General features: G+C 29.5%; 12 protein-coding genes. 1 reads left to right on the top strand and 11 read right to left on the bottom strand.

What is annotated here, in order from left to right:
• From NSA58_RS07960 to NSA58_RS07910, 11 genes are all read right to left on the bottom strand, one after another.
• On the bottom strand, positions 1–1,130 hold a 1,130-nt coding region (locus NSA58_RS07960), incomplete at its 3' end, for a DVU_1553 family AMP-dependent CoA ligase (protein ID WP_257560357.1).
• 2 nt (positions 1,131–1,132) lie between these two features.
• A complete protein-coding gene (trsS, locus tag NSA58_RS07955) occupies positions 1,133–2,458 on the bottom strand; it encodes a radical SAM (seleno)protein TrsS (protein WP_039678560.1) in 1,326 nt (441 codons plus the stop codon).
• Between the two features lie 26 nt (positions 2,459–2,484).
• A complete protein-coding gene (locus tag NSA58_RS07950; protein WP_039678559.1) occupies positions 2,485–2,769 on the bottom strand; it encodes a hypothetical protein in 285 nt (94 codons plus the stop codon).
• Positions 2,762–3,880, bottom strand: a complete 1,119-nt coding sequence (locus NSA58_RS07945) for an aminotransferase class V-fold PLP-dependent enzyme (protein WP_074079722.1) — start codon at positions 3,878–3,880, stop codon at positions 2,762–2,764. Before NSA58_RS07945 ends, NSA58_RS07950 begins: the two co-directional genes overlap by 8 nt.
• The gene (locus NSA58_RS07940; protein WP_074429429.1) at positions 3,864–5,009 is read right to left on the bottom strand and encodes a DVU_1551 family NTP transferase; all 1,146 of its coding nucleotides are present in this window, start codon (positions 5,007–5,009) and stop codon (positions 3,864–3,866) included. Before NSA58_RS07940 ends, NSA58_RS07945 begins: the two co-directional genes overlap by 17 nt.
• On the bottom strand, positions 5,006–6,043 hold the full coding sequence (locus NSA58_RS07935; protein WP_257560356.1) for an XdhC family aldehyde oxidoreductase maturation factor: 1,038 nt from the start codon (positions 6,041–6,043) through the stop codon (positions 5,006–5,008). The genes NSA58_RS07940 and NSA58_RS07935 overlap by 4 nt, the downstream gene beginning before the upstream one ends.
• A 21-nt stretch (positions 6,044–6,064) precedes the next feature.
• Positions 6,065–6,493 carry a DVU_1555 family C-GCAxxG-C-C protein gene (locus NSA58_RS07930; protein ID WP_039678555.1) on the bottom strand — a complete coding sequence of 143 codons (429 nt, stop codon included), beginning with the start codon at positions 6,491–6,493 and terminating at the stop codon, positions 6,065–6,067.
• A 4-nt stretch (positions 6,494–6,497) separates the two neighbouring features.
• On the bottom strand, positions 6,498–7,130 hold the full coding sequence (gene trsM, locus NSA58_RS07925; protein ID WP_039678554.1) for a DVU_1556 family methyltransferase: 633 nt from the start codon (positions 7,128–7,130) through the stop codon (positions 6,498–6,500).
• Complete coding sequence (locus tag NSA58_RS07920; RefSeq protein ID WP_039678553.1) at positions 7,127–7,348, bottom strand: DVU_1557 family redox protein; 222 nt, start codon at positions 7,346–7,348, stop codon at positions 7,127–7,129. The genes trsM and NSA58_RS07920 overlap by 4 nt, the downstream gene beginning before the upstream one ends.
• Positions 7,349–9,574: a pyridine nucleotide-disulfide oxidoreductase/dicluster-binding protein gene (locus NSA58_RS07915; protein ID WP_074079724.1), complete on the bottom strand. Its 2,226-nt coding sequence runs from the start codon at positions 9,572–9,574 to the stop codon at positions 7,349–7,351.
• A 301-nt stretch (positions 9,575–9,875) separates the two neighbouring features.
• Positions 9,876–12,620: a molybdopterin-dependent aldehyde oxidoreductase gene (locus NSA58_RS07910; RefSeq protein ID WP_074429428.1), complete on the bottom strand. Its 2,745-nt coding sequence runs from the start codon at positions 12,618–12,620 to the stop codon at positions 9,876–9,878.
• Between the two features lie 108 nt (positions 12,621–12,728).
• On the opposite strand from NSA58_RS07910, the gene NSA58_RS07905 reads away from it, so the two are divergent.
• Positions 12,729–13,130 (top strand): hypothetical protein, encoded by a 402-nt coding sequence (locus NSA58_RS07905; protein ID WP_052232862.1) that lies wholly within the window; start codon positions 12,729–12,731, stop codon positions 13,128–13,130.
• Positions 13,131–13,233 lie beyond the last annotated feature (103 nt).

Below are 13,233 nucleotides of genomic sequence, written 5' to 3'. Positions count from 1 at the left end.
AAAAATGCTATCTGTAATTTTAACTCATAATACTCCTCATTATTTTCCACATCTACTTTATAATTAATAAGGTTATCTAATTTAAATAAAATATTATCTATGGAGTTAATATTTATATACAAGTTTTTACCTATATGTGCTCTATCATCCATCCTATATCTTATTTTATCAAGTCTTTTTAGTACACTATCGCAACTACAACTTTCTTTTACAAAAGATGATATATCTCCCGTAGCATATCTTATAAGAGGCATTGCTTTTCTCGTTAAAGTAGTGATTAAAATTTCTCCACTTTCTCCACATTTCATATTTTCTTTTGTCACAGGATTTACAATTTCAATTAATAAATCATTTTCTCTAATGTGCATTCCTTTATGGTAATCGCAGTCAACTGCACCTCCAAGTCCAGTTTCTGTCATACCGAAATGATTAAATACTTCACAATTATAAACATTCTTTATTTCTTCGATAAATGTATTATTTACCATATCCGCACTTAACAAAATACTTTTAATTTTTATTGGTAAATTTTGTTTTTTTATATATCTTCCCAAAGCTAAAATTTCTACAGGCATACCTACAATCGAATTTACATGCTTACTTATTATAATGTCTGTAGTTTTCTTAAAAGAAGATAAACTACCGTTCATTACAGGTTTAACCTGCATAATTTCTAAAGACTGTTTTATTAAATCCCCTACACTATTTTCTCTTTCAAAAGGAAGCATAATCATCATTACATCGTTTTTTTCAACAAGAAAGCTAAGTCCTTTTGTAAAAAAATCTACTGTAAGATTTTGGTCTTCCTCAGTAAAATAAATTCTTTTATATTTACCCATAGTTCCAGATGTATCTAATGAAACTATTCTGCTTATCTCGCTTTGATTAACACATACCATTTTATTTCCATTTGCAATTATATCTTCTTTATTGATAATTGGTATTTTATATAACTCTTCTAAAGAATTTATTTCATCTAAGTTTTTATATAGTTCTTTGTAAAAAGGTGAGTTTTCTTTCACATATTTAATTAAATTATTTAATTCATTTAATTGATATTTTTCTAGTTCATCTCTACTTAATTTATTATTTACTTTAATTTTTTCAGATATCCAATTATCTAATCTCATACTTATCTCCTGTATAAACTTTTATTATCTATATTTGTTAAGTTATATGCACAAAAAGGTATAAGTTTCATGTCTTCACTTACTACATGTATATAACATTGTTTTAACCTATCTAAATCCACATTCCACACATCCTGGAATAACATGGCAGATATGGCTAAGGTATAATTATCAAATCTATCTAGGAAGTCATCCAAAGATTTTGTAAAGTTATTTCTAGCATCTTTTTTATTTGAGGATTTTTTTACTGCTGACCATTGCTTTGCCACAAATTCTCTAGATTGCTTAGAAGAAGTTGGCTTACAACAACAATTACTTTTACTTCCTAAAGGTTTTAGACTTTTATCTTCATTTACTAAGAAGTTTCCATGGAAAGAACAGTATGAATTCTCTGCTCCTCCTCCCATAAAGTTTTCTATTTTCATCTTACCCTTCATTTGTTCTTCTATTTCATTTAACATTTTCGGTATGGTTATTCTATAGTTTTCATCTCTATTTTCATATCTTCCAAAGAAACTTACTGGTTGAAAATGAACTCCCCTCACGTCAGGCATATTATCTATGGCAAAATTTATAATTTTGCCTATTTGATTAACATTTATATCTTTCATTATGGTAGGAACAAGAACTACTCCTACTCCAGCCTTTTTACAATTTTCTATGGCTTTTAATTTTACTCTAAGTAGTTTTTTACCTCTAAGCTTAGAGTATACGTCATCACTAAGACCATCAAATTGTAGAAATACTGTATTTAAACCAGCTTTGCTTAAAGCCTTTATATAGTTTTCATCTTCTCCAATTCTAATACCATTAGTATTAAGTTGAAAAAACGTAAACCCTTTTTCTTTTCCAATTTTAATTATCTCATCTAAATCATCCCTAAGAGTTGGTTCTCCTCCTGATAGTTGAATATTATAAGGGCCTCCACACTTCATTAGATAATCGTAGTATTCACTAACTCTTTCTATACTTATATCTTTTTTCATATTTTCATTTGAAGAGGCAAAACAAATAGGACATTTTAAATTACATCTATTTGTTATTTCAAGAAGAACACAACAAGTTTCCTGTCTATGTTCACTACAAATTCCACAATCATATGGACATCCTTTATTTGCTTCGCTACTTACCACATTAGGAGTTTTAAATTTTTCCACATCGCTCCAAGCTTCATAACCTTTGCCTTCCCAGATTAATGTTTTAAAAAAACCATGCTCTTCACAAGTTTTTTCCAAATATACTCCATCTTCATATTCTACTTTTTGTCCTACTATTTTTTTTAAACAATAAGGACATAAACTCTCCACTTGATTTAATATTTTTCCCATAGCTTCCCCCCAGTAATATTGACTATCTACAAAACTTCATTCAAAAATTTTTCAAATGATTCTTTTCTTTCTTCCCATATATCATCTGGAAAACTCACTCTTATGATTTTAGAGTTAATAACTCCCTTTATCTTATTTTTATTTTCACAATTAATCATAAAAATTGGTCGCCTAAAATTTTTAATTTCTATTTCACCTAAGTTTTGTAACTTTTTAAGAAGTTCTTCATTTACTTCCACATTTAATTTGTACTCGTAACTTTGACTGTTTTTAAAACAATTATCAACTTTTTGTACTTTAAATTTATCCATCTATTATGTCCTTTATGGAATTAATAAAATAGTCTACTTCCTCTTCTGTAGTAAACCTTGATAAACTAATTCTAACTGTTCCACTTGGTGATGTTCTTAAGCATTTATGAATTAAAGGCGCGCAATGAAGTCCACTTCTGCATATAATATCAAAACTCATTTGAAGTATTTCTCCCACTTCATTTACACTATAATTTGCCATAGTAAATGAAATTACAGGAGTTGTTTCACCTCTTACATCTATCACATTAACATTCATTTTTTTCAATTCTTTTTTTATTTTATTTACTAAATAATCTATCTTATTCTTATTAATAGGATTTTCAAATGCCCATCTTAGAGCTTCCTCTAACCCTTTAAATGATGTATCATTTGGTGTTCCAGCTTCTAACCTTAAAGGCATTTCTTCTGGCATAGTATCTTCATCACTATATATGCCTGTTCCTCCTTGCAATATAGGGTTTAACTTAATTTTTGAAGATACATAAAGCCCACCTGTTCCCTGAGGTCCAAGTAAGTATTTATGTCCAGTAAATGCCACCATATCTATATCCCATTTTTGCGGAAATACATCTATTAGACCTAGACTTTGAGATGCATCTAAAAGCACTACACAATTATATTTTTTTGCAATATTTGCTAGCTTTTGTGCATCATTAACTGCTCCTGTTACGTTAGATGCATGAGTAAATACAACCATTCTAGGCTTTATTTCCTTGATTTTTTCTTCCCATAATTTAGGATCTATTCTTCCTTCTTCATTTACATCAATTATCTCATATTCAATAACTTTCTTCTTTTGAAGATAATGTAAGGGTCTTAATACTGAATTGTGCTCTGCTGCAGTAGTCAAAACCTTGTCCCCATTATTAAATTCAAATCCTTGAATAGCTAAGTTAAGTCCAAAGGTAGCATTATTCCCATATACAATGTTATTAGGATTATCTACTTTAAGTAGTTTTGCTAATAAATCTTTACAATTATAATTTTCCTCTTCATCAAATCCACTTCTATGAGCGCTACATGGTAACTCATCTAAGGATTTTTTTAGAGCATTTGAGACACATTGTGGTTTAGGCCATGATGTGGCACCATTATTTAAATAAATCATCCTTATACCCCCTCCATTTATTCTCCAATTTCTCATACTCATTTCTTCCAATTATAGAAATAATGTTGGATTTTATCTTAAGGGTTGTTTTATATTTTTTCATTATATTTGCTTGAATTTCTTCATTGTCGTTATATTTATTTAGTTTCTCTTGAAATCTTTTATTTAAGTCTACAAATTCATCTTCTACTACTAGTTTATCACCATAATATAATATAGTATTTTCATTTATTACATCTTCCATTTCATTTTTAAGCTTCATATGACTTCTAACAATATAAGCTATTTTGTCATAACCTAAACTTTCTAATAAGTCAGCCCCTACATCTGCGTGATTCTTTTCTTGTCTTTTTATATCATGTAAAATAGAAGCTGATTTAATTAAGTCTATATTTATAATCTTTTTATTTTTATTAATTGAATTACTTAGATCTTCGCATATCTCTTTTACTTTTTTACCATGATTAATTATGGAATTAGGTACATGGAAATAAGATAATAAATAAATACATTCTTCTAGAGATAAAATCTGCCTATTTTCAAAATCATGTTTAACTTTATAGAACTCTTCTTTATAATCCATATCACATAATATAAATTTATCGGGTGTATCTATTTTCTTAGAGCATTCTTCAAAATATTCCATTCCACCTTTTAAACCATTCTTACCATTATAATTTAATAAGTAATCAAAACATATGGAGCTTATAATAGGTGGATGACCCATTACATCTTTATACACTGGATATACAATTTTACTTTTATCTTTATAAATTTCTTTAACTAATAAGTCTATGGTGTATTTAGATACGAAACCAACATCTCCAGGTAAAAATGTAACTGCATCACAATTATCTTTAATTTTTTCTAATCCAAGCTTAAAAGAATCATACATAAAGGTGTTGTTATAGTCATTATTGTAAATAATGTTTACATTCTCATTCTTTACACATCTTTCTATATCTTTAGCTCTATAACCTACAACAATATTTATATCCTCTATTCCACTTTTTCTCAAACTATTAATTGTATTTATAATAAGTGGCTTGTTTTCTATTTCCATTAAAGGTTTAAAATCATTCATTCTAGATGATAAACCTGCTGCAACAATCAAACCACTTATCTTCATTTTTCCATTCTTCTTTCTTTTGCGCTTCTTTCATTTATAAGTTCTGCCGCAATACTAACTGCAATTTCACCAGGAGTTTTTGCATCTAGCTTTATTCCTATTGGCGAATGTACTCTTTTAAGATCATTCTCTGTAAATCCGTCTGCTTTAAGCTTTTCATATGTCATATTAATCTTAGATTGGCTACCAATCATTCCTATATAGTAAGCATCTGTTTTTAATGCCCAATTAAGCACGTTATAGTCATATAAATGTCCTCTAGTTATTATCAAAATATAACTATCATCATCTATACCTAAATCACCAATTTCTTCTAATGTATCTAATACTATAGTATGTGAATTTGGAAATCTATCTTTATTTGCAAATTCATTTCTATCATCTAAAACTATGGTTTCAAATTCTATTATATCTAGAATTGCTGCTGTTTCTTTAGATACATGTCCAGCTCCAAATATATAAGCTTTTCCCATAGTATGAACTTTTTGCATAATAAACATTTCGTCATCAATTGCATCTGAGTGGATACTCAATCTTTCTATACCATTAGATAATTTACTTTTCATTAATTGACTTCCTGTATATTCTCCAGTTAGCTTATTTTCATCATCAACAAATATCATCTCTTTTTTATTTTCTTTTAAAACTGTAACTATCCATCCTTTTTTATGATTTTTTACAGCTTCTGTTGCCTCTTTCATAATTAGTAGATTATTTTCATCCTCATAATCCATATAGTTTATAAGTATTTCTCCATTTCCTCCACAAACCATTTCTGATTTATATGCATCTTTACTATCTAAATTAAATTCGTAAACAAATGATTTTTTATTCTTAATTGAATTCACACCATTTTCAATACAAGAGGCTTCCATCTTACCTCCTCCTACAGTACCAAATATTGTGCCATCTTCTCTTATTATCATTTGGGTACCTTTTGCTCTAGGTGTAGAACCAGTGCTGCTCACTATACTCGCCAAAACAAAACTCTTTTTATCTTTTAAAATCCTTAACCCCTCTTCATATATGTTCATTAACTCGTCTCCCCTTATTAATTACAGTTCATAACCATATTTATTAAGTATTTCAACTATCTTTTCAAAAGTATTTAGTACTAAATTAGGACAAGTTTTTGATTTATTATTAAAATCTCCATCTAATATATCTCCACAGTTTATTCCCTTATTATCACTGCCTTCATTTTCAAACCACTCTATCAATTCTCTTATCATGATGCTTAGATTTTCATCTTCTATTTCATCATCTTCACCTTTTGATGCAAAATAACCTAAAATACATACTCCTCCAGTAAGAGCACCACATATTTTTTGATTAAAACCTAATCCTCCTATTAATCCTCCCATAGACCTGATTAAATCAGGATTTTCTTTACCTTCTAAATCTAAAATTATTTTCATTAATATTTGACTACAATAATATCCTTTAGATGACAGTTCCACCATTTCCATATATAACTCATCCATAACATCAATCCCTCTTTTTAAGTATAACTAAAAAATATCCTGTTTCCTTTTTAAATATATCGTTATTTATTTTATTATTTTGATTTCCTCTAAGTAACCCTGATAACTCTCCATATTCCCACAGAACCATTCCTAAATAATTCTTCCATTCTCTAGATTTATCTTGAAAATTAATAACTTGAAAATTCAAGTCTCCAAACAATTTATTCCAATAATTAAGAGTATATGTATCATCATATATGCCTGTTTGCTTAAAGAAAAAATCACTTAGCAAAATTATGCCGTTTTTTTTCAAAAGTTTTCTACAATCGCCTAATATTTTTTCTGAATTTTTCATCACTGATAAACTACATTCAAATAGAATTAAATCAAAATAATTATTGGGAAAGTCAAGATTATTAGCATCCATTACTTTTATATTTATATCTTTATATCTTTCCTTACCTAAATTAATTATCTCTTCAGAAGAGTCGATTCCCGTTGCATCGAATCCCTTTTCAGATAAATAGTTAACTGAATATCCACTTCCACAGCCTATATCTAATACTTTAACATCCTCATCTATTTTGTACATTTCAATTATTTCATTTACAAGATTTAGACCGCCTAAGCTAAATATGTCTCTCTTATTAATCATTTATCTTCTAAAGCCTTTTCTACTCTTAGCATTTTTGAGTATACTAGACTCTCGTCTATAAATACATTATTGCATTTAGGACATTTTGGTAGCTCAACAGGAAAACTACTTCCTAAATATTCTAAAGTCACTTGACCTCTTTCAAGAGGCTCATTACACTTGGCACAAATCATTGATCCACTTGAGTAATCATAAAAATCATCATAATTTTCTTTCATTTAATTCACCTCTATTTTCATTCTATGACTATATGCGTTATAAACTAAGTATTTGCCTCCTTCAATGGTATACTCCACCCAAAATGTAACGTTTTTTATTCTATAATAGGCTAAATTATGATTGTTTGATTTGTTAAAGAATTTTTCCTTAGTTTCTTCTGCTTTTTTTATTGTATCTTCAATATCTTTATATAAGATCATTCTATCCTCTAACTTTTCTTTCAAATCATCACTCATAATTAAGTGGATATTATAATTATTAGTCTTATCTTTCTCCTGTGTTAAGTCTAATTTTAGTTGGACTCTATTATATCTTCTTTCAGAAATATTAGGTTTTCTATTTTTCCCATCAAAATTATATATTAATTGCAAAATATGTTTTGATTCTTTATCTTGTGATAAAAAACTATCTCTACAATTTATACAATAAGTCAAATAGTTTAGCTTGTTTTCTTTAATTCTTGATAAAACTATATTTTCCTTTAATTCTTTATTAGAAAAACAAGTAAGTCCACCATATCCACAACAAGTAGTTATTTCTTTGTTATAATCTAGCTCTTTTAGATTAAATCCAAGTTTTTTTGCTATTTCTCTCACTTGATCTTGTAACTCATCATCATATCTAACAGTACATGGATCATCTATAGCTATCTCCTCATCATTACCGATAAATCTCAATTGATCATCATCAATATAATCATAAATCATTTTTACTTTTACATTCTCTAAATGAGAATTAAAAATCTTGTAACATGTAGGGCACGCTGTAATAAGAGTAGGATTATTAATTTTCTCTAAACTTTCTTTTATTAATTTTATTTCTTCATAAAATCTTTCTTCTTCTCCAGACCACTTTCCTATTACCCCACAACATCCAAGTATTAATCCCACTTCGTCTTTTAATTTATTATTTAAATCTTTATAAATTACTTTTACTAAGTCAGGCTCCGATGCACATAACTGACAACCTGGAAAAAATACATAATTTGAATTTTCTTTACTTATAACTGTAAAAAATTCATCACTATTACTAAACTCCATATCTTCCATGGCAAATTCAAAAGCTGATGGTGGCATTTTATTTGTCTTTACCATTTGCTTTCTTGCATATTCACAGACCTCTCCTAAATCCAAACCTCCAGGACAAATAGATTTACACTGTCCACAAAGACTGCATGAGTTTATCATCTTATTTGAAGTTCTGTTTCCTAAAGCAATAGATAAGTTATTATAAGCTTCTCTTGCCATTTTTTTAGGATAAGAATTGTAATGTCTTAGAAATTCACAACCTTTTACACATTCAAGACAATTACAATCAATACACCTTTTACCTTCTTTTACAGCTTCTTCTTCTGTGTAATACTGCTTATTACTAGGAATTATTTCATCTTCAATCTCAACTTCCTCTAAGTTAGTATATAGTTTAGTTTGGAAAATACCTTCTTTTTCTCTTCCTTGAGTCATACTACTATGTTGAAAATATCTATCTATTGAGGTAGAAAGTCTTTTCCCTAAACTTATACATTCTACCGCCGAAACATTTTTAGGGCTATAAAAAACCTTATCATTTTCATGTTGTAAAGTTATCATGTTATAAGATAGATACTTTTTGTAAATATTTCCATCAAAAACTAATACATCATAATTATCTTTATATTCATTTAATTTTTCTTCTTCAAAAGAAGAATTAAGATAAATCTTTATTCCCGCACTTTCAATTTTTTGCAAATCTTTTTTTATGATATCTTCTTCTAATATATCCTTGTACGTTTCATATATATTTTTCCCTAAAATATCTTTGTCTTCATATAAATCAACAAAGTACCCCTTGTTTTTTAACTCCAATGCACAACTTAATCCACTTAAACTAGTTCCAAATATTATAACTTTTTCTTTCTTTTTAGGTTTTAACAAAACTCTTGTTTTTACTTCTTTTCCATAATTCATACATGATAGTTCAAGCTGTCTAATATTTATGGAATTACCTAGCTCTTTTCTTTTACATTGACTTTTACATTTTTCTTCACAAACTCTACTTACTATATTGGGAAATACAACTTTTTTTTCATATATTTTTCTGCCTTCAGTAAAATTCCCTTTAGCAACCAATTTACATAATTGTCTTCCGTCTATATGTATAGGACACATGGCACTACACCAGGGATCTTCTTCTTGTATACATTTACTTTCTAGTTCTTTTAATTTATCTTGACTAAGATTATCCATAGTCCATTCTCCTTAAATAATTATATCTATTCTATAAAAAATTCGCTTCGCTTAAGCCACTGCATGGGCGCTCTACTTCATATCTCCAACTGCTTAGCCCGTTGCTCAAATCACAAAGTTGGAAATTATATGTTATCCACAGAGCAGTTAACATATAATTCCCTTCAATATAAAAAAATTTGCTTCATTTGAGACTAAAAAAGGGCTTAAACTCTTGTAAAATATACTTAAAGTTAAGCCCTTTTATTTGACTAAACAAGAGCAACAATTGCAAAATTACTCTTTTTTATTTACTTCTTATTTAAGCATTTGCTCCACTTTTTAATCCTTCTAAAGCTTCTTTAACAACGTCTGGAGTTGCTGGTACTCTAGTTATTCTAGCTCCTGTAGCATTAAATATAGCATTTAATATAGCTGGGTGAGGTGCAGCTAGTGGCCCTTCACCTACTCCTGATGCTCCGTAAGGTCCATCAGGTCTCATAGCTTCTTCATAATGTATTTCTAAATCATCTGGTACATCTTCTATTTGAGGTATACCACATTTAACTAATGTAGTATGTTTATTTAAATCTTCAAAGTCTTCACTTAATGCAAGACCTATACCTTGTGCTAATGCTCCATAAACCTGGCCATCAACTACAAGTTTGTTTATTATCTTACCACAGTCAACCATACAAGTGAATTTTTCAACTTTTGTCTTACCAGTTTCCATGTCAACAGCAACTTCTGGCATATTTACAACATACATGTAGTTACTAAATGGTGCACCTTGACCATCTTCATATTGACAGTCAGAACACATAGAAGCAACCCATTTCCCTACAACTTTAGTTGGTAAACCTTCAGCTACCATTTCGTCGTAAGTACGATAAGTTCCATCACCTTTATCTAATGCTTTTAATAAGTTTTCAGCAGCTATTCTTGTAGCATTACCTGTAACAACGTTTGATCTACTTCCACCAGCAGGACCACTATTTGGAGTTTGACGCATATCACATAATACTAGTTTAATATCTTCTGGCTTGTATCCAGCTTTCTTTAAAGTTGCATGAGCCATAGTTAATGTACCTATATCAGCACCTTGACCATGATCTTCCCAAGAGTTGTATATAGTTACACCTTTTGGAGTTATTTCAGCATAAGCTTCAGATGAGTCAGCACCATCTAGACCACATCCGTAAACACCTATTGATATACCTACACCACGTTTAACTTTATCTGTAGAGTTTTCTTTAACTCTTACTTTAGCCTCTTCATATAATGGTCTTAATTTGTCCATCATAGGTACTATTGAGAATACTTCTGGAGTTTGACCAGTTGGAGTTGTATCTCCTGGTCTATAAGCATTTATATATCTTAATTCAAATGGATCCATTCCCATTTTATCTGCTAATACATCTATAGCAGTGTCAGTTCCCATGAAACTTTGTGGAGCACCATATCCTCTGAATGCACTACCCCAAGCATGGTTAGTACATACAGTATAAGAAGTATTTCTTATATTTGGTATTCCATAACCTGCACCTACGAATTGAGTAAGACGCATAGTTAATAAATCACCGAATTCTGAATATGGACCATGATCTATATAGTTTTCACCTTCAAGAGCAAGTATTTTACCATTTTCATCTGCTCCAAGTTTTATTTTCAAAAATGCTGGAGATCTCTTACCTGTATAAGTTATATTTTGATATTGGTTATAGTTTAATGAAACTGGTCTTCCAGTTGCTAAACAGCATACACCAAGTATTGATTCCATAGTTGGAGAGAATTTATATCCGAAAGTTCCTCCAGTTGGATTTTGTACTAAGAAACATTTTTCAGGATCAACACCTATACCATTACAAATCATTGCATGATGTAAATGAATTCCTATACTCTTAGAATTTATAATTAAGTTTCCATCTTCGTCCATATACGCTTGCCCTACATCTGGCTCTAATGGTAAATGTGGTTGACGGCTACAATAAGATTCTACCTCAACAACATTTGGAAGACTTTCCATTAATGGAGCTGTATCTTCACCTTTTTTACAATCTGTTTTAAAGTAAACATTAGGAGTTCCTGGATGTATTTCTATAGCATCTTCAGCCATTGCTTCTGGAGCACTCATATAAGCTGGAAGTACTTCTAAATCTACTTTAACTTTTTTAGCTGCTTCTCTTGCTATTGCTTCTGACTCAGCAGCAACTACAGCTATCGCATCACCATATTGGAATACTTTTTCATCACAAAGAATTGGTCTATCCCATCCATCACCTTTATTACCAGCTGGGAAAAATACTAGTCCATTTATTCTATTATTACCTATTACATCTTTAGCTGTTATTACTTTATGAACACCTGGCATTTTTTCAGCTTCTGATACATCTATACCTTTAATATTTGCATGTGAAACTTCAGCTTGCACTAGAGCTAAACTTAAAGTACCTTCTGGCATTTGTAAGTTTATATCTGCACCAAAGTCCCAAGTACCAGTTACCTTAGCTTTAGCAGATGGTCTTACATATTTTGTACCTAATATATCATTTCCTACTGGTTCAAATATTAAGTCTTCAACTTTCTTTTCTCCTCTTAGTACAGCAGCTGCATCCATAACTGCATCTACTAAAGGTTTATATCCTGTACAACGGCATAAATTTTTATGTTTTTGGAACCACGCTCTTACTTCTTCTCTTGTTGGAGAAGGATTTTCTTCTAATAAAACTTTCGCTGACATAATAAATCCTGGACTACAGAAACCACATTGTGCACATCCATGTCCCATCCATGCAACTTGTAATGGATGTAAGTTTTCTCCTTCAGCTAATCCTTCTATAGTTTGAATAACTGATTCATCCTCAACTTTTTTCATTTTTACGATACAAGAACGAACAGCTTTATTATTTAATATGATTGTACAAGTACCACAGTGACCTTGGCCACAACCTATCTTACATCCAGTAAGTAATAGTTGTTCACGTAATACAGATGCTAAAGAACTTTCTGGATCAACAAATAATGTTCTTTTTACTCCATTGATATAAAGGACCTTTTTTAATAACAAATTATTTTCCCCCTTTGAAATTTTTATTCCTAAATTAATAAACTTGGACTATAATTTATGTAAATTTATTAATTAGCAAAATTAATATAATATATATTGGAGGTTATTATGATTAAAGATACTGTTTTTAATGAAGAAGTTTTAAAAGAAATATTTGATAAGTTAATTTCTACATCTAATGCTAAAACTAATGAGGAATTAATTATTTTGAGAGACTATGCCATAAATTACATTTCAGATTACTTCAACAATAATTTAGCTCCAAACAACGCTCCTTTAGATTTTATTAGTTGCGATGAAGTTACTGTAGAAGTTAAAGATAAAACTACTAATAGAATTTTTAGGAGAAATCTAGATATTTCTTACATAGAAAACTCTAATGGTTTAAAGTTGATGGGTGAAAATTTGAAAGGCGAACCATCAGAAATTGTATTTTTATCTGACACTGCTATGAATAAAATAATTGATGTAACTGGTCAAGGACTGAATCAATCAAGATGCCATGATTAATTTTATTTTCTAATTAATTTAATAATATCATAAGAATTTTCAAAAATCAATTTTCAGTAATATATTTGTTTCAATTTTTATATAAATCTGAATAATTCTTTAA

It is taken from the genome of Terrisporobacter muris (assembly GCF_024621905.1).
Classification (GTDB): Bacteria; Bacillota; Clostridia; order Peptostreptococcales; family Peptostreptococcaceae; genus Terrisporobacter; species Terrisporobacter muris.
This window is presented reverse-complemented; position numbering and strand designations above follow the sequence as displayed.